Source organism: Proteus sp. PR00224 (assembly GCF_016238105.1).
Taxonomy (GTDB): Bacteria; Pseudomonadota; Gammaproteobacteria; order Enterobacterales; family Enterobacteriaceae; genus Proteus.
In genome coordinates this window covers 380,301-398,493 of sequence record NZ_JAEHQU010000001.1, presented here as the reverse complement: position 1 = coordinate 398,493, position 18,193 = coordinate 380,301, and the positions used below count along the sequence as shown (strand labels likewise).

At 35.3% G+C, this 18,193-nt stretch carries 13 protein-coding genes; 4 read left to right on the top strand and 9 right to left on the bottom strand.

What is annotated here, in order from left to right:
• Window positions 1-33 precede the first annotated feature (33 nt).
• The 5 genes from JEP71_RS01845 to JEP71_RS01825 all read right to left on the bottom strand — a co-directional run bounded on the left by JEP71_RS01845 (window position 34) and on the right by JEP71_RS01825 (window position 5,286).
• Entirely contained in the window at window positions 34-597 is a 564-nt protein-coding gene (locus tag JEP71_RS01845; RefSeq protein ID WP_198625665.1) for a fimbrial protein, read from the bottom strand.
• 21 nt (window positions 598-618) lie between these two features.
• Entirely contained in the window at window positions 619-2,988 is a 2,370-nt protein-coding gene (locus JEP71_RS01840) for a fimbria/pilus outer membrane usher protein (protein ID WP_198625664.1), read from the bottom strand.
• Entirely contained in the window at window positions 2,978-3,679 is a 702-nt protein-coding gene (locus JEP71_RS01835; protein ID WP_198625663.1) for a fimbrial biogenesis chaperone, read from the bottom strand. Before JEP71_RS01835 ends, JEP71_RS01840 begins: the two co-directional genes overlap by 11 nt.
• Before the next feature lie 93 nt (window positions 3,680-3,772).
• A complete protein-coding gene (locus tag JEP71_RS01830; protein WP_198625662.1) occupies window positions 3,773-4,324 on the bottom strand; it encodes a fimbrial protein in 552 nt (183 codons plus the stop codon).
• 338 nt (window positions 4,325-4,662) lie between these two features.
• Window positions 4,663-5,286, bottom strand: a complete 624-nt coding sequence (locus JEP71_RS01825) for an FMN-dependent NADH-azoreductase (RefSeq protein ID WP_198620014.1) — start codon at window positions 5,284-5,286, stop codon at window positions 4,663-4,665.
• Between the two features lie 233 nt (window positions 5,287-5,519).
• Between JEP71_RS01825 and hrpA the strand changes: the two genes are divergently transcribed.
• On the top strand, window positions 5,520-9,416 hold the full coding sequence (gene hrpA / locus JEP71_RS01820; protein WP_198625661.1) for an ATP-dependent RNA helicase HrpA: 3,897 nt from the start codon (window positions 5,520-5,522) through the stop codon (window positions 9,414-9,416).
• Window positions 9,417-9,669: 253 nt separating this feature from the next.
• Here hrpA and JEP71_RS01815 read toward each other — a convergent pair whose 3' ends face one another.
• Complete coding sequence (locus tag JEP71_RS01815) at window positions 9,670-11,064, bottom strand: basic amino acid/polyamine antiporter (protein ID WP_198625660.1); 1,395 nt, start codon at window positions 11,062-11,064, stop codon at window positions 9,670-9,672.
• 264 nt (window positions 11,065-11,328) lie between these two features.
• Window positions 11,329-12,282, bottom strand: a complete 954-nt coding sequence (ydgH, locus tag JEP71_RS01810) for a DUF1471 family protein YdgH (RefSeq protein ID WP_100158325.1) — start codon at window positions 12,280-12,282, stop codon at window positions 11,329-11,331.
• Window positions 12,283-12,668: 386 nt separating this feature from the next.
• Here ydgH and pntA point away from each other — a divergent pair, with 386 nt between their 5' ends.
• Window positions 12,669-14,198, top strand: coding sequence for a Re/Si-specific NAD(P)(+) transhydrogenase subunit alpha (gene pntA / locus JEP71_RS01805; RefSeq protein WP_198620017.1), 1,530 nt, complete (start codon window positions 12,669-12,671; stop codon window positions 14,196-14,198).
• An 11-nt stretch (window positions 14,199-14,209) separates the two neighbouring features.
• Window positions 14,210-15,598, top strand: a complete 1,389-nt coding sequence (pntB, locus tag JEP71_RS01800; RefSeq protein WP_198625659.1) for a Re/Si-specific NAD(P)(+) transhydrogenase subunit beta — start codon at window positions 14,210-14,212, stop codon at window positions 15,596-15,598.
• 72 nt (window positions 15,599-15,670) lie between these two features.
• Here the strand turns inward: pntB and uspE are convergent, their stop codons facing one another.
• Both uspE and JEP71_RS01790 read right to left on the bottom strand, forming a co-directional pair.
• A complete protein-coding gene (uspE, locus tag JEP71_RS01795) occupies window positions 15,671-16,621 on the bottom strand; it encodes a universal stress protein UspE (RefSeq protein WP_109372272.1) in 951 nt (316 codons plus the stop codon).
• A 141-nt stretch (window positions 16,622-16,762) separates the two neighbouring features.
• Window positions 16,763-17,521 carry an FNR family transcription factor gene (locus JEP71_RS01790; protein ID WP_036912995.1) on the bottom strand — a complete coding sequence of 253 codons (759 nt, stop codon included), beginning with the start codon at window positions 17,519-17,521 and terminating at the stop codon, window positions 16,763-16,765.
• A 506-nt stretch (window positions 17,522-18,027) separates the two neighbouring features.
• On the opposite strand from JEP71_RS01790, the gene JEP71_RS01785 reads away from it, so the two are divergent.
• Window positions 18,028-18,180, top strand: a complete 153-nt coding sequence (locus JEP71_RS01785) for a hypothetical protein (RefSeq protein WP_198625658.1) — start codon at window positions 18,028-18,030, stop codon at window positions 18,178-18,180.
• The last annotated feature ends 13 nt before the right edge of the window (window positions 18,181-18,193 follow it).

Here is an 18,193-nt window from a genome sequence, read left to right as displayed (position 1 = left end):
TCGTGCTTTTTTGTAGCTAATTTTTATGACTAATTAATCATTACCACTAAAATTAACAATATCGTCATTGATCATGACAATGAAATTAATGTTTGAGCGTATATAACCGGATGCAGGAGGCATATTATCTTTTTTAACATAGTTAACTAAAAAATAAAATTCAGCTTCTCCATCAGTCAGTTCTTCAGTAAATTCGCTCTTTTTATTAAGATTGATGGGTCTTTCTTCCTCATTGTACAATAATTGAAAAGCAATATTATTACTTGCATCGGGAGCACTAATCATATTTTTCAAGTAACCTGTTGTATTATCAATACTCGTATTTTCAATTTTTAAGCGAATATTCCCATTACTCTTAGAACAATCTTTTATATTAATAAGGATAATGTGAGGATCAATATTCGCTAATTCTCCTTTCTCATATGAAGAAAAGTCATTTCCGTTAATAGAAAATCTATCACTTGTATTTTCATAAATATGATCTATATCACAGCTTAGAGGAATATCGTGATCACCACGTCTTGGTATTGATGAAAATGAAAATGATGAATAGAGTAAAATTATAATTAAATAGAAGAAATGTTTTTTATTTTTCATATTTAGTACTTTTGTTTTGAATTAAAGACAATTAACTTCTTTTTTTATCAGGTTTTTTTTCTTTTCATCGGAACTCAAATTATAATTAAATTGACACTGTTTATCTTCTCCCCATTTTACTTTTATTAATCCATGATCAGGAATACCAGAAAGAAAAATAACATTATTTTCTGTCACCAATCCTTGGGAAATAATATTATCCTCTTTATCTAGTACGGTAACTGTTGAAGCAAAAGGAAGTGGAGTTATTGATTTGAAAATAATACGATAACCTGTTTTCATTGGAAAAGTAATTTTAGATATTGCACCTAATGTAGGAATAATACTCTTACTGTAATATTCGGTTTCAACGGATTGGGGGAGTGTAGTCGCATTTAGTTTGATTTTATTTATTCGATAAGGCGTGATGTTATTTAAAATTAGGTTACCAAAGATATCTGTTTCTAAATTAGATGAAAATGATGTTTTAATACCAGTAATACCCTGTGTACTCACTAATGCAAAAGTTTTTCCTAAACGGGGTGTCAGAGTAATACCTTCGGAATGAAGTACTAATGCACCATTAATTGAAAAATTAAGATTGTAATTATTCTCTGATTTATTTCCAGAGAAACTATAAGATTGATAATTATTTTGATAGCGTGTATTAGCAGAAAATTGATTATATTTTCTTTTAGGATGATGTGTATGTTGATAGTTTATTGAATATCCTAAATTATTATTAAGCAATGCTCCTCCTAGATTTGTACTATTTGTATAACGTTTATTATTGACTTGATAGCTTGTTTGATTGTTCATCCAATGATGATGTTCAATATTACCTATAGGAATATGAAAATTAAATGAAAAATAATGATCCGAAAAATATTTCTCTTTTTTGAAATCATACTTTAAATGATAATTTACCCTATTAAATGAGGATGAAAAGGATGCTCCAATTTCAAATTCTTTCGATGAATCATGGTATGTTTTACCGTGGTAATGCAAAGAGAAGTAGCCTAACTCATTAATATTTTGAGATAAAGATAGTGAATGGTTTTTTTTAATGTTGTTTTTTGATAATGAATTACCTAAATAATGATAGAAAGACATTCCCGAAGTAAAGTGAGTTTGTGTCATGGGAATACTTTTCTGATAACGAAATTGATATTTAATTTTATTATTGTTATTTTTTTCATAACTTATATTTGTCGCTAAACCACCTAAAATACCTAAATCTAGAGATAGTCCAGATAAATAGGTTTGTCTTTTATCATGTTTTTTTATTGCACTGTAAGAAGTGATTTTTTGGCTTAGACCATATGAAAATTCGCCTAAAAGAAAAAGAGATTTTTTGTTATTTGGATGATCAGGTAATGTGCCTGAGATGATATTATATTGATAACTTCCTTTATTTAATTTATTCGGTAATGATGCAAAATAGTGTGTCGAAATTTTTACTCTTCCATCTGCTTCTTTGATCTCCAAAGTGAGTTTTTCACTTCCTATTGAAGGTAATGAATTTAAAAGAAAGGGGCCAGGAGGAACCGTTGTTTCATAGATGATCTTATCACCCTGTTTTATGATAATTTGAGCTTGTGTATCAGCAATACCTTCAATAATCGGGCTATTAGCATAAAGACTTTTGTTCGAAATTAAATTATTGGATATTAATTGAAAGCCAATAATTTTATCATTTGATAATATTCGTGTCGTAGGTGAAAATTTACCTCCATAAAAAAGAGAAGAAAAAGAATTAATTTGTCGATAGGTGTAAATTGATGAAAGCTTAGATTGATAACGATCTTTATTCCAATTAAATCCACTTTGACTACGTACACGCCAAGCTCCCATGTTAATACCTGAGTGTAAATTAAGTTTTTGCTCAGTCGATTTTTTTTGGTGATATTTAATCCAATAGGAATATTGAGTGAATAATGCGGTAATTCCGTCATCCCAATCTTGTTCATTGATGACATAGTCTGTTTTTTTTATTAATGCTTTTTGCGGAATGATTAAATTTAATTTTTGATTGGAAAATTGGTATTTAAAATCTATCGAATAATCGCTTAAAGGAGTTATTTCCTGATTTTCTTTTGTTATTTTATAAAAATAAGTATCAATACCAAGAGAAGTTAAATCATTGATAGAAAGACAAGGAGTTAACTTGTTATCTACATTTTTAAAATAAAGGAGCTTTGCCATTTTCTTTCTATTATTAATATGAATAATAGAATGATAAAACCCTTCAGGTTTTTTATCTTCAAGAAGTAGTTTAATCGTTTCATCATTAATATTAGAAAATGAATTAGAATAAAGAGAGAGGAAATTATTCTGAGCGATAGCATCTTTGGTGCAAATAATTATAAAAATAAAGAAAGTGAACTCCATTTTTTTATATTTAATCTTCATTTATTATGGCCTTATCTGTTGCATTTATTTCCACGCCATATTGATTAATTGTTTTCCATTTAATTAATCCATCTTCTTTAATTATATTTTTTGTATTGTATTTTTTTAATGGAGGTATGGTTTTGCTTTTATTCATCAGTAGTACACCATTGTAACTAACATTAAGCAAAGTAATAAAGTAGGGTGTGGGATTGTTTATAATAAATTCATTATTTTTATTTTTTAAAAACTCAATTCTTTTATAAGCATCTTTTGCACCTTTTTCTATTGATATTGGTCTATATATTAAATTATAGACAGAATTCATTGATATATGTAATAAATTTCTATTTTCATCTGAATTAGATAGCAATGGTATTCTCTTAATGTTTATTTTATATAGTGTTTCTTGGTCCTTTTTTTCTATCTCATCTGTTTTAAAAATTTTTAAAGAATAGTTTTCATTTTTTTCTATTTTAAAAAGTGGGGGGGTGATAATAAAAGGTAATTCAGTATCATTATTTTCATCATAATGCGAAATCCAGCTTTGTATAAAATAATCATTAGTTGTGTTATTTTTTATTTCAATAATCTCCTGACCTTTGCTTTCAATAAAAATAAATTTATCCTTATTTATTTCTATTGATGCGTAACCATAAGTAGGGATGATTATAAATAGAGATAGTGTGGTGGTTATTATTTTTTTAATCATTTTCTATTGTTATATAGTAATATTATATTATTATTTATAAATAAGGAATGTTAAAACAAAGCTGGATAACCAGCTTTGTTTACTTTTTGAATTTTAATTTAGGTCTTCAATATCAGAATAAATAACATCAAAACTTAAGCTAGCCGTTACTTGGCCAGGTGTTGCGCTTGCATTGTCTGGTTTTTTATAATTGGCTAGAAATTCATAACTTGCCGTATTATCATCACCATCAATATTTACTTTAAATGCTGGATTTTCTGCTATTGATAAGTCTATTTCATTTCCATCTGCATTTAAAATAGCAACAGATACATTACTACCATCTTTTGCTGTATTTTTTAATATACTTTCTCCGTTATTTTTAACTCTTAATTTTATATTCTGAAGGCCATCAGAACAATTTGTAAAATTAATGTTAATTGGTAGTGCGTCCACGTTTGCCAAATGGGTATCTGCAAAATTATTTGCTTGAACGTCATGTAATTTAATTGGTGCTATATTTTGTAACTCACAGCGAAGATTTGGTGTTACTAAGCCACTAATTTCAACTGAACCTATACCATTTTCTACATATTCAACTGCATTTGATTGGGTCGATAAAAAACTTGTAGATAAAATGAGCATTGAGAGTAAATTCTTTTTCATTTAAAATTCCATTTATTGAATTAATAAAATTATTTAATAATCTTCTTATCTCTAGAAGCAAAAAAATATTATTAATTTATCTTTTTAAAATCAAATTTAATTCAATCCTATATATCTATTTTTAGCGTGAATAATAGAATAAATTCTTTTTTTAAAACTAATTCTTAAATTATTTTTTTAATAAATCAGGTTATTTCGGAATTATCTTCTTTTAAGGTTTTTTAGTTATAACTCAATAAGGTCTTTTTTATAAAAAATTAAGTGATATTGATATATCTTTAATATTTAGATATAAAAAAAGCACCTAGTTAGGTGCTTTTATAAAAAGATAAAATTAATTATTTTGCGGTGATATTTTTTGTACTAATTACAGTATCAATTTCTTTTTGTGCTTGCAGATGAGATTGCTGTGCATATTCTTCACCAAATGCAGTACCCTCAGCCATAATAAATTGTACGTCATTGATACCGATAAAAGCTAAAAACTGTGTAAGGAATGGAACAATCAAATCAGAAGGCTTATCTTTATGAACACCACCACGACTGGTTAATACAACAGCTTGTTTGTTTTCGAGTAAACCAACAGCACCCGCTTCTGTATAAGTAAATGTTTCGCCTGCGCGAGCAATAAAATCGATATAATGTTTTAATTGCGCTGAAATTGAGAAGTTATACATTGGTGCAGCAATCACAATCATATCGTGTGCTTTTAATTCATTAATCAGTTCATCTGATAAAGCTCTAGCTGATTTTTGCTCATCAGAGAGTATGGAAACATCTTTGCCAAAGGCAAATAAGGTGGCTTGATCTAGAGCTGGTATAGGATCTTTAGCGAGATCACGTACAGTAATCAGGTCGTCTTTATGGTTTTTTTGCCAATTTTCAATTAAGTAATCGGTCATTTTATTACTGTGTGAATAGCTATCTAAAATGCTGGATTTCAGTACAAGGATCTTTTTCATTATTTTCTCGTGGTCTATAAAATGTTCTATTTATTTAAATTTATTGGTTAATAGTAGTTTACCCAATCTTTAAAATATCACATCACAATCCTTTGAATATGCTATTCAAAATTATTGATTATATGAAATCATATACTAAGAAATTTAATCAAGCCTTTATGTGCAAATAGCCTGTTGTGATATTATGAACTCAATAGTTTTGATTAGAATAACCTCAAAAAGGATAATAAAAGGTGACATTATCATCTGCCACGCTCTATCAAGAAATAGAGCAATTATCGTTGCGGGAGCAGCAGCGATTAAGAAAACGTCTACGTGGCGTCGCTAAAATTAATAATGAAGAGTCTAAACAAGCGGTATTAAGTGCAATTAAAGAAGATATTAATACGGCACAACAGATGATAATTCGCCGTCGTGCTAATTGTCCTGAAATTACTTACCCAGAAAACCTGCCTGTTAGTCAAAAGAAAGATGCTATTTATAATGCAATAAAAGATAACCAAGTCGTTATTATTGCAGGGGAAACTGGCTCTGGTAAAACAACACAGATCCCTAAAATTTGTCTTGAATTAGGACGAGGGATCAAGGGGTTTATTGGACATACTCAGCCTCGTCGTTTAGCTGCACGTTCAGTAGCTGAACGTATCGCTCATGAATTAAAAAGTACGTTAGGCGGATCTGTAGGTTATAAGGTTCGCTTTAGTGATCATGTTGGCGATAATACCCTCGTTAAGCTAATGACAGATGGTATTTTATTGGCGGAATTACAGCAAGATAAGCTGTTACTACAATATGACACTATCATTATTGATGAAGCCCATGAACGTAGTTTAAATATCGACTTTATTCTTGGCTATTTAAAGCAGTTATTACCTAAGCGCCCTGATTTAAAAATCATTATTACTTCTGCAACCATCGATCCTGAACGTTTTTCCAAGCATTTCAATCAAGCACCGATTATTGAAGTATCTGGTCGAACTTATCCTGTTGAAGTGAGATATCGTCCTATTGGTGGTGACGAACTTGACAGTGATAAGGATATGACCGATGGCATTGTTGATGCTATTGATGAATTAAGCAGAGAAAGTGCGGGTGATATTCTTATTTTTATGAGCGGTGAGCGAGAAATTCGTGACACTGCTGATGCGCTGAATAAATTACAACTTCGCCATACTGAAGTATTGCCTTTATTTGCCCGTTTATCTAACAGTGAACAAAACCGAATTTTTCATCCTCATAATGGCAGGCGCATTATTTTAGCCACTAACGTTGCCGAAACTTCATTAACTGTGCCGGGTATTAAGTACGTTATTGATACCGGTTTTGCGCGTGTTAGTCGTTATAGTTATCGCACTAAAGTACAACGACTTCCAATAGAGCCTATTTCTCAAGCTTCAGCAAATCAGAGAAAAGGGCGTTGTGGTCGTGTTTCCGATGGTATTTGTATTCGTCTTTATTCAGAAGATGATTTTATTTCTCGTTCTGAATTTACTGATCCAGAAATATTAAGAACTAACCTTGCATCTGTTATTTTGCAAATGACGTCGATAGGGTTAGGTGATATTAGTGCTTTCCCATTTATACAGCCACCTGATAAACGCAATATTCAGGATGGTGTCCGTTTATTAGAAGAACTAGGCGCGTTACAAGACGAAACCGACCACAATGGTGCTTATCGTTTAACCCCAATGGGGAAACAACTTGCACAACTTCCTATTGATCCTCGTTTGGCGAGAATGGTACTTGAAGCACGTAAATATGGTGCAGTAAAAGAGTTGATGGTTATTACATCCGCACTTTCAATTCAAGATCCTCGTGAAAGACCGATGGATAAACAACAAGCTTCTGATGAAAAGCATCGACGCTTCCAAGATAAAGATTCTGATTTCTTGTCTTTTTTAAATATGTGGGATTATTTAAAAACTCAACAAAAAGAGTTGAGCCATTCCCAATTTAGAAAGCTATGTCGCCAAGAATTTTTAAACTTTATGCGTGTTCGAGAATGGCAAGATGTTTATACGCAATTGCGACAAGTTGTTAAAGAATTAGGTTTTCCTGTTAATAGCGAACCCGCTGATTTTAGAAGTATTCACGTTGCTCTACTCAGTGGCTTGTTGTCACATATTGGTCAAAAAGATGCCGATAAACAAGAATTTACAGGTGCGAGAAATGCTCGTTTTTCTATTTATCCTGGCTCTGGTTTATTTAAAAAACCACCAAAATGGACTATGGTGGCAGAGTTAGTCGAGACGTCTCGTTTATGGGGACGAATCGCAGCGCGCGTTGAACCTGAATGGATTGAACCTATCGCCGAACATCTAGTGAAACATCACTATAGCGAACCACATTGGTCAAAAGCGCAAGGCGCTGTAATGGCTAATGAAAAAGTTACGTTATATGGTTTACCTATTGTTGCCTCTCGACCTATTAATTATAGCCAAATTGATCCGTTATTATGTCGTGAGCTATTTATCCGCCATGCGTTAGTAGAAGGTGATTGGCAAACTCGTCATGCATTCTTCCGTGAAAATTTAAAATTACGGACTGAAGTGGAAGAGTTAGAGCATAAATCTCGTCGTCGTGACATTCTTGTCGATGATGAAACAATGTTTACTTTCTACGATCAGCGAATACCACAAGACGTTGTTTCATCACGTCATTTTGATAAATGGTGGAAAGAAGCACAAAAAGCATCACCTGATCTGCTTAACTTTGAAAAAAGTATGCTTATCAAGGATGATGCCAAACGTGTTAGCGCACTAGATTATCCAAATTATTGGCATCAAGATAATTTAAAATTACGCTTAACTTATCAATTTGAACCGGGTACAGCGGCTGATGGTGTCACTGTTCATATTCCATTACCGATTTTAAATCAGGTAAAAGACGAAGGTTTTGATTGGCAAATTCCAGGTATTCGTCATGAATTGATAGTGGCCTTAATTAAGTCATTACCAAAGCCTATCCGTCGTAATTTTGTACCAGCACCTAATTATGCTTCTGCTTTTTTAGAACGTGTTCCTCAAGTTGAAGGCGGCTTACTCGATAAACTCGAAAACGAATTACGCCGAATGACAGGAGTGACCGTTGATAGAGAGAGTTGGCAACTTGATCAAGTTGCTGATCACTTAAAAATGACATTCCGTGTTGTTGGCGATAAAAATAAAACGCTGGCAGAAAGTAAAGATCTCAATAAATTAAAAGAGAACTTAAAGGAAAAAGTGCAAGAAACATTATCAGCAGTAGCGGATGATGGTATCGAACAACAAGATTTACATATTTGGAGTTTTGGTGATTTGCCTCAGCGTTATGAGCAAAAACGGGGTGGCTATTCAGTGAAAGCTTATCCAGCACTCGTTGATGAAAAAAACAGTGTGGGTATTAAGCTTTTTGAAACAGAATCTGAACAGCAAGCTTCAATGTGGGAAGGAGTAAGACGACTATTATTATTAAATATTCCGTCACCGATAAAATACCTACATGAGAAATTACCAAATAAAGCAAAACTTGGTCTTTACTTTAACCCTTATGGTAAAGTGTTAGAGTTGATTGATGATTGTATTGCTTGTGGTGTTGATAAACTAATGGCGTCTTATGGTGGTTTAGTTTGGCAAGAAGGCGAGTATCAAAAACTGCAAGAATATGTCAGAGCTGAACTAAACGATGCTGTAGTCGAAATAGCAAAACAAGTTGAATCTATTTTGACTCAAGTTTTTGCCATCAATAAACGTTTAAAAGGGCGGGTGGATATTAGCGTTGCTTTTGCATTGTCTGATATTAAAGCTCAACTTAGTCAGTTAGTTTTTCCTGGTTTTGTTACCTCTCATGGATGGAAACGTCTTGCGGATATTCCTCGTTATTTGAGTGCAATTGAAAAACGAATGGAAAAACTGGCCATTGATCCTAATCGCGATCGCGCTCAAATGAGCAGAGTTGAAAATGTTATTCAACAGTGGCAACAGTGGTTAGGTAAGCTAACAGAGAAACAAAAGCAGCAAGAGGAAGTGCAAAATATTCGTTGGATGATAGAGGAACTGAGAGTAAGCCTGTTCGCTCAACAGATAGGTACACCGTATCCAATATCAGATAAACGTATATTGCAGGCGATGGAACAAGTTAGTTTTAACTAATTTAATAGTGACATTTTTAAACCCACGGGAACTCATGCTTCTTGTGGGTTTTTTATTGCCTAGCTAATAAATAGCTAACTATTTATTAGTTACAACATACAATGTGTTTCTTAATTTATAACTACCTAACCATCGATATTAAAAAAAACAGCTTAGCAGGGGAATTTTTTTGACTTAAGTGAAATTGATTTTTGGAGAGAAGGAAGGGAAAGGTAAGAGAGGCACTGTTTTTCGAGTACCTCTCAGATTGTCTTTAGTAAATAGTTAAGTAGCCTAATGCCGGAATAGCGCCAAATAAGACTAGTGCTAACAGAATTCGCTCACTTATATGCAATGGTTTTTTATCTTTATACTGCTTGCGTGTATATAAAAACATTAGGATACCTGGTGCATACAGAACGACAGAGAGTAATAAATTAATAACACCTGATGCATAAAGTAGCCATAAACCGTAAAGACTTGCAGGTATGGCTATTAATAATAAGGCACGGCTACTGCGTGCAATTGCCACTTTAAATAAAAATGCACCGACGAGAAAGTAAGGAACAAGGATCATCTCTGATGCAATGGTCAGTAATGTATTGTAGTTACTTCCCGTCAACCAAATTAAAACTAAAGAGAATTGGACTGCACAATTGGTAAACCATAATGAAGATGAAGGCGCATCATTTTTATTCTGCTTCCCTAATTGTTTAGGGAAAGAGTGATGTAGTGCGGCAATATAAGGCACTTCTGCCGCCATAATTGTCCAACTTAAATATGCACCACATACAGAGAGAATAAGACCCGCTGCAATAATTATCTCGCCTATGTTACCAATAAGCTGAACAAGTAACGGCGCCATTGACGGGTTTTTCATCGCTGCTAATTCTGCTTGGCTAACTAAACCTTGCGATAATAAAGTGACAAGAATATAGATAACTAATGCGATGACAACGGCGAGTACTGTTGCTAAACCAACATCACGACGATTTTTAGCTCTTGCGGAAACTACGACCGCGCCTTCAATACCAATAAATACCCACAGTGTAATCAACATGGTATTTTTGACTTGATCCCAAACAGGGACACCCAGATTTACACCTTTAAAATCAAGGGTAAATATATCCATATTGAAAGCTAATAGGGCGACAATAACAAATAACCCTAAAGGAAGGAGTTTTGCCATTGTCGCCATTAAATTAATGCTGGCTGCAGTTTGAACACCACGTAATACAAGAAAATGGACAACCCAAAGTAAGATTGACTCTCCAATTAATGCTTGCCATGTATTCCCATCACCAAAAATAACGTTCTCTGATGTATCTGTAAAAAAACTAAAGGCAGCAAAAACAATAACAAGATAAGAAACGTTAGCAACAACAGCGCAGACCCAATAACCCCATGCTGAACAAAAACCAATAAATTCACCAAATCCTTCTTTCGCATAGGTAAAAATGCCACCATCAAGATCAGGTCGAAGGCGCGAGAGGAGTAATAAAGATGTAGCAAGAAAGAGGATGCCAATGCCAGTTATCACCCAGCCAATAATCAATGCGGCAGGGCTGGCAACTTCGGCCATATTTTGAGGCAAACTGAATACACCTGCACCAACCATTGAGCTTAATACTAACGCGGTGAGTGATATTAAGCCAAGTTTCTTATTCAAGGATAATTACCTACGTGATTAAAATTGTAAATAAATAGCGTATTTTCTTGTTTTTTGGTCAGTAAATAGAATAAATATGAATATCTCAAATTTAAATAAAGATAAAAACACTAAAAAACAGCGAGATTTTACGGAGAGTTGACTTGGTTGTCTATGCATTAAATCATAAAAATTATGCACTTTTACAAAATGAGGTTGGTTTTGATGATATTTTGAGTAAAAAAAACCTCGCATCAGCAAGGTTTTTTTAATTAGGACGCTTTATTACTTGAATAGGTCAGCGGTAATAGTGACTGTACCACCATCACTTTGCCATTCATTTGTAATATGGTAATACTTGGCACCTTTTGCAGCTGCACGTTTAGCAACTTGATAAGAAATCTCTGGTGAGTTTACAAAGTATCCGCTAAATGTAATGGTATCAAATGGATCCATTAATGCAGCAGCTGCTTTGTTGACTTCTTGGATTTCAGTACCATCAGGTAATGTGACAGTGTAACGACCACTAGCACCCGAAGTTTGTGTATCAGCAAATGTTCCTACACTTCTATCAAAATCAGTGTTTGATGCAAGACCTGGTTTCTCAACTTTATTGGCAGCGGCTCCGCCTTCTGCAATAAGTGCGCGACCTGCATCTGAGTCATAAGGAACGACAGCCTCTGGTGCTTGAATTGCACGTTTAGGCGCATCTTTTTTGTAGATATAAGCTGTTACTTCTTGGTTACCACCATCATTTGTTGATACGTTACGTACAATAAAGAATGATGCAGCACCTTTTTTAGCAGCTGCTTTTGCAATTGCGTCGTTAATATCAGGGGTTGTAGGGTAGTAACCGCGGATAGAAACTGTATCAAATGGTTGTAGCAGAATTGCTTCAGGTTTTGGTAGTTCTTTCACGCCATGAAAGACGCGATAGCTTTCTTGATCTGCTTTGGGTGCATCTTTATGGTATAGATCAGCAGTAACACTCATGTTGCCGCTATCACTAATATCATCTAGGCCTTGAATATAGAAACTATCAGCACCGACTTTATCCGCACGACGAGATACCGCATCAGCGGCTTCATAAATAGCGTTAAAACGACCGATAACTGTAATTCTTTCAAATGGTTTTAGTTCTGCAGCTTGTTCGGGTGTTAATTCCTGAGCAGCCTGCGCAACAGTGATATTAGTTAAAGACAACATCGCTGCTGCGATGACTGAGGTTTTCAGCTTCATACAAAATCCTTCCGCCTTGCGCAATTAATATTGGTCATGTGCTGAACGTCGTGGTTTATCACATAGGGATTAATTATTACATGTAATAATAGCATTTGTCGCATTATTTTATTTAGCGAATCACCACAGAGTCAAATGACCAGTATATGTTACCAGATATTTACCTGAATATAGTGAATAATTCATAAATATGCCTTTTCGACTAAAATGATCTAATTAAGTTCAATTTTAGCTTTACACAGATATAGATTATTGGTTTTATTTTCAGTAGGTTATTAGAACTCCGATTAATGGCATGCATATTATTATTTTTAACATTTTTTTTGCATGAATGTGAAGTTAACGGAGAAGTTTTAACAGAACTCTATGGATAAGAAGGGAAAATTATGCGAATTGGTATACCCAAAGAGCGACTTTCTAATGAAACAAGGGTTGCAGCTACACCAGCTACAGTGACTCAACTCATAAAATTAGGATTTACAGTCGCAGTTGAAAATGGCGCAGGTATTGCCTCAAGCTTTGAAGATAAAGCTTATCAGGACGCCGGTGCCGAGATCCTCGCTCTTCAAAATGTTTGGGAATCAGACATTATTTTGAAGGTAAATGCACCTCTGGATAATGAAATTACGTTGCTACAAGATGGCGCGACACTGGTAAGTTTTATTTGGCCAGCTCAAAATGCGGCATTACTCGAAAAGTTAGCTGAAAAGAATATTAACGTGATGGCAATGGATAGTGTGCCACGTATTTCTCGTGCACAATCTCTTGATGCGTTAAGTTCAATGGCAAATATTGCAGGCTACCGTGCTGTTGTAGAAGCTGCCCATGAATTCGGAAGATTCTTTACTGGACAAATTACCGCCGCAGGTAAAGTACCACCAGCTAAAGTGATGGTTATTGGTGCTGGAGTTGCAGGTCTTGCTGCGATTGGTGCCGCAGGAAGTCTTGGTGCAATTGTTCGCGCATTTGATACTCGCCCTGAAGTTAAAGAGCAAGTTCAAAGCATGGGTGCTGAATTCCTTGAGCTTGATTTTAAAGAAGAAGCGGGCAGTGGTGATGGCTATGCTAAGGTAATGTCAAAAGCATTTATTGATGCTGAAATGGCATTATTTGCAGAACAAGCAAAAGATGTTGATATCATCATTACAACGGCATTAATTCCAGGAAAACCCGCTCCTCGTTTAATTACGAAAGAGATGGTCGATTCAATGAAGCCAGGAAGTGTTGTAGTCGACCTTGCGGCTCAAAATGGTGGCAACTGCGAATATACCGTGCCTAATGAAGTCTTTACGACAGAACATGGTGTAAAAATCATTGGTTACACTGATTTAGCTGCTCGTTTACCAGCACAGTCATCTCAACTTTATGGTACTAACTTAGTTAATCTATTGAAATTATTGTGTAAAGAAAAAGACGGTAATATCAATATTGATTTTGATGATGTTGTCATCCGTGGTGTGACTGTAATTCGTGCGGGTGAAGTAACATGGCCTGCGCCACCAATTCAAGTTTCAGCACAACCTAAAGTTACTCCTGCTGCAAAACCACAAGAAAAACCCGTTGCTAAACCGGTTTCACCTTGGAAGAAATACAGTTTATTAGCGATAGCCTTTTTATTGTTTGCATGGCTTGCAAATGTTGCACCGAAAGAGTTTTTATCTCACTTTACGGTATTCGCACTTTCTTGTGTTGTAGGTTATTACGTTGTTTGGAATGTAAGTCATTCATTGCACACGCCATTAATGTCAGTAACAAATGCAATTTCAGGCATTATTGTCGTTGGTGCTTTACTCCAAATTGGTAGTGGTGGCTGGGTTAGCCTATTTTCGTTTATCGCAATATTGATTGCGAGTATTAATATTTTTGGTGGATTTACTGTTACTCAACGTATGTTGAAAATGTTCCGTAAAGGATAAGGGAGACAATTATGTCCAGCGGAGTTGTTACAGCGGCATATATTGTCGCCGCAATATTATTTATTTTCAGCCTTGCCGGCTTATCAAAGCATGAAACCTCTAAACAAGGTAACTACTTTGGTATTGCAGGGATGGCAATTGCATTGTTCGCAACCATTTTCGGGCCTTATGCTGGCAATGTGAGTTGGATCATTATTGCAATGGTAATCGGTGCCGTTATTGGTATTCGTTTAGCTAAAAAAGTCGAAATGACTCAAATGCCAGAATTGGTCGCAATCTTGCACAGCTTTGTAGGTTTAGCGGCAGTTTTAGTGGGCTTTAACAGTTATCTTGACCACAATACAGCAATGGATCCTGTCATGGTGAATATCCACCTAACAGAAGTCTTTTTAGGGATCTTCATTGGTGCTGTTACATTTACGGGTTCGATTGTCGCTTATGGTAAATTAAGTGGGAAAATGTCATCTAAACCGATGATGTTACCTAATCGTCATAAATTAAATCTTGCAGCTTTAGTGGTTTCTTTTTTATTGATGGTTTGGTTTGTTAAAACTGACAGTGTTGGTTTACAAGTTTTCTTAATCATCATAATGACTGTGATTGCCTTGGCATTTGGTTGGCATTTAGTTGCGTCAATTGGTGGTGCGGATATGCCAGTTGTTGTTTCGATGCTGAACTCTTACTCAGGATGGGCAGCAGCAGCAGCAGGCTTTATGTTAAGCAATGACTTGTTAATTGTAACGGGTGCATTAGTGGGTTCTTCAGGTGCTATCCTTTCTTATATTATGTGTAAGGCGATGAATCGCTCTTTTATTAGCGTAATAGCGGGCGGATTTGGTACTGATGGCTCAGCCTCAACAGAAGAAGGTGAAATGGGTGAGTACCGCGAAACAACCGCGGAAGAAGTGGCTGATATGCTGAAAAATTCAACCTCAGTCATTATCACTCCAGGTTATGGATTAGCGGTTGCTCAAGCACAATACCCTGTTCATGATATTACTGAAAAATTACGCCAGCATGGTGTGAAAGTGCGTTTTGGTATTCACCCAGTAGCAGGGCGTTTACCGGGTCACATGAATGTGTTGTTAGCAGAGGCTAAAGTGCCTTATGACGTTGTATTAGAAATGGATGAAATCAATGATGATTTCTCCGACACTGATACAGTCTTGGTTATTGGCGCTAACGATACAGTAAACCCAGCGGCACAAGATGATCCAAATAGCCCAATTGCAGGTATGCCAGTATTAGAAGTGTGGAAAGCGCAAAATGTTATTGTGTTTAAACGCTCAATGAATACAGGTTATGCAGGGGTTCAGAATCCACTATTCTTTAAAGAGAATACACAGATGTTGTTTGGCGATGCTAAAGCCAGTGTGGATGCAATTTTAAAAGCACTGTAATAGATACAGATAGCGAATAGCAAAAAGCCAGTCAAAATTTTGACTGGCTTTTTTATTTAGTATACAGAGCGTTTAATCGTGATCACTATCAACAGTAATAGGGCAGGTAAAACCATCAGGTTTGATAGCCAATAAATCACATTTGATATGATCAATCAGTTGCTCCGCAGTATTTCCTAAGAATGCGGCTGAAAGCCCCGTCCTTCCTAAAATACCCAAAACAACAATGCCAGCATTTAACTCTTCACAAACTTGAGGGATCACTTGTTCTGGCAATCCTTCTTTAACATGTGTTTTCTCTTCGGGAATGCTGAATTTCTGGCGAAGTTCCTTCATCGCAATAAGGTGTTGACCACGTAGTGCATTGTTATAAAGATTAGGATCAAAATCAGGTAGCTCAATCGCAATATTAATCGGCGCAACGGGATAAGCGCTAAGTAAATGAACATCAGGATCTTTTTGTATGCGATGAGATAAGTCGGTTGTTAGCTCAATCAGTTTCAGATTAAGGGCATCATGATAAGATTCTTCATTCGATAAATTTGCGGCGACAACGATAGTACCGTATTCAGGCCACTCTTTATCTTTGACCATCCAAACAGGGCAAGGACATTTTCTAAGCAATTGCCAATCCAGAGGCGTAAAAATGAGTGAACCTAATTTATCATGTTGGTGAGCCATTTTTATGAGTAAGTCATGTTGATGTGCAACAACTTCTTCAATAATGGCTTCATAGGGGCGATTATGCCAAATGACTTTTATATCAATCTCTATGCCCGCTTCAAGGTAATAGCGTGCTTGCTGTTTGATCCAAGCTGCCTTTTGGCTGATAACACCTTTACGCATTGCATTACGTTCATCGGGAGATAAAAGGGTTGTCATGTCATAAGAGAGATCATAAACAGGTAGAAAAGCTTTTATCCGCCCACCATTACGCTGAACGATATAGACAGCACGGCGAAGTGCTGGTTGGTCATCTTGGTTAGGATCAATGACAACGAGAAGGTTTTGATATTTTTCCATTGTAATATCCTCTTTAGGGCTGGATTTATCCATCTACAATTTAAAGATAACCCAAGAAGATAAAATGCAATAGTACAAAATAGAAAACGGGGCACAAATTTGTGTGCCCCGTTATAAAATTAGCGTGTGAAATGTAACAGATTAAACTTCAACTGATGAAGGAAGTTTGCCTGCAAGTTCACTTAACAGTGTACTATCTTCGATAGTAATGTATTTGCCTTTAACGCTTAACATGCCACTTTTCTGGAAGCGACCCAGTAAGCGACTAATTGTTTCGACAGTTAAACCTAAGTAATTACCGATATCACCACGAGTCATGGTTAAACGGAATTCGCGAGGAGAAAAACCACGCTGTGCGAAACGGCGTGAGAGGTTATAAATAAAAGCAGCCAGACGTTCTTCTGCATTCTTTTTCGATAGCAGTAAGATCATTTCTTGGTCACCTTTGATTTCACCACTCATTAGGCGCATCATTTGTTGACGTAAGTTAGGCATTTTGCCTGACAGGTCATCCAAAGTTTCGAATGGAATTTCACAGACCATAGATGTTTCTAAAGCTTGTGCGAAACTTGGATGTTCAGTATTAATAATGGCGTCAAAGCCAACCAAATCACCAGCAAGATGAAATCCTGTTATTTGCTCGTCGCCTTCTTCCGTGATGGTATAACTTTTAATTGTACCGGAACGTATGGCATAAAGTGATTTCAGCTCATCACCTGCTTTAAACAAGGTTTGACCTTTCTGGATGGGCTTTTTACGCTCGATAATATTATCGAGTTGATCAAGCTCATGCTCGTTTAAAGTAAACGGGATGCAGAGCTGGCTAATACTGCAATCCTGACAATGGATTGCACAACCGCCAGATTGGATTCGGCGAACGACGCGTTTTTCTGGGATCATAAGCTTGCTCATTACAAATAAAAATATTGATATGCGTCAATTTTAACACATATTGCAGTAATTAGTAAGGGGAATAACGGTACGTGTGGAAATAATTCTGAATGTAACAAAACATGTATCTTGATAAAATCAATGTTTTGCTTAAAGGTCTATTTAGAACAATTTGCGCTAACCCTATACTCAATTGGTATATTATTCGATTTTCTAACGAAGTCATAGTGCTATTACTAAATTATCCTTGTCAAAAGCCAAAAATGAAGAGGCGCTTCAATATTTTTTACCTTTATATTGACATTTTATTTACGGCTCTACCTTAAATTCGTATTTTTTATGCATAACTCTTTATTTTTATAACAAAAGATTAGGTAAAGTTAACTAGATGTATTTTTGATACAACTTAATGCTACCTTGAAGCAGTCATTTCAACAAATGATGCAATAACGTTCCCTCACACGCCTATCATTGCGTATAATGAAACATTCGGATTAAGAATATCTGCATAGCTTATGTCAGTTCTTGATATTTTAATGATGGGATACAGTGTATGGAAATATCGTAATGCTGTATTTACTTCAGGATTGCGTATGGTGTTAGCAAGTAGCGCAATAATACTGATTGCAGAAATTCTTAATCGTTTTGCATTTTTTATTGTTAAGTAGTGGAGTAGTGATG

Excerpts from the sequence above, each read along its gene's own strand:
- JEP71_RS01845 (WP_198625665.1), bottom strand. The coding sequence starts at position 597 with ATGAAAAATAAAAAACATTTCTTCTATTTAATTATAATTTTACTCTAT.
- JEP71_RS01840 (WP_198625664.1), bottom strand. The coding sequence starts at position 2,988 with ATGAAGATTAAATATAAAAAAATGGAGTTCACTTTCTTTATTTTTATA.
- JEP71_RS01835 (WP_198625663.1), bottom strand. The coding sequence starts at position 3,679 with ATGATTAAAAAAATAATAACCACCACACTATCTCTATTTATAATCATC.
- JEP71_RS01830 (WP_198625662.1), bottom strand. The coding sequence starts at position 4,324 with ATGAAAAAGAATTTACTCTCAATGCTCATTTTATCTACAAGTTTTTTA.
- JEP71_RS01825 (WP_198620014.1), bottom strand. The coding sequence starts at position 5,286 with ATGAAAAAGATCCTTGTACTGAAATCCAGCATTTTAGATAGCTATTCA.
- ydgH (WP_100158325.1), bottom strand. The coding sequence starts at position 12,282 with ATGAAGCTGAAAACCTCAGTCATCGCAGCAGCGATGTTGTCTTTAACT.
- pntA (WP_198620017.1), top strand. The coding sequence starts at position 12,669 with ATGCGAATTGGTATACCCAAAGAGCGACTTTCTAATGAAACAAGGGTT.
- pntB (WP_198625659.1), top strand. The coding sequence starts at position 14,210 with ATGTCCAGCGGAGTTGTTACAGCGGCATATATTGTCGCCGCAATATTA.
- uspE (WP_109372272.1), bottom strand. The coding sequence starts at position 16,621 with ATGGAAAAATATCAAAACCTTCTCGTTGTCATTGATCCTAACCAAGAT.
- JEP71_RS01790 (WP_036912995.1), bottom strand. The coding sequence starts at position 17,521 with ATGATCCCAGAAAAACGCGTCGTTCGCCGAATCCAATCTGGCGGTTGT.
- JEP71_RS01785 (WP_198625658.1), top strand. The coding sequence starts at position 18,028 with ATGTCAGTTCTTGATATTTTAATGATGGGATACAGTGTATGGAAATAT.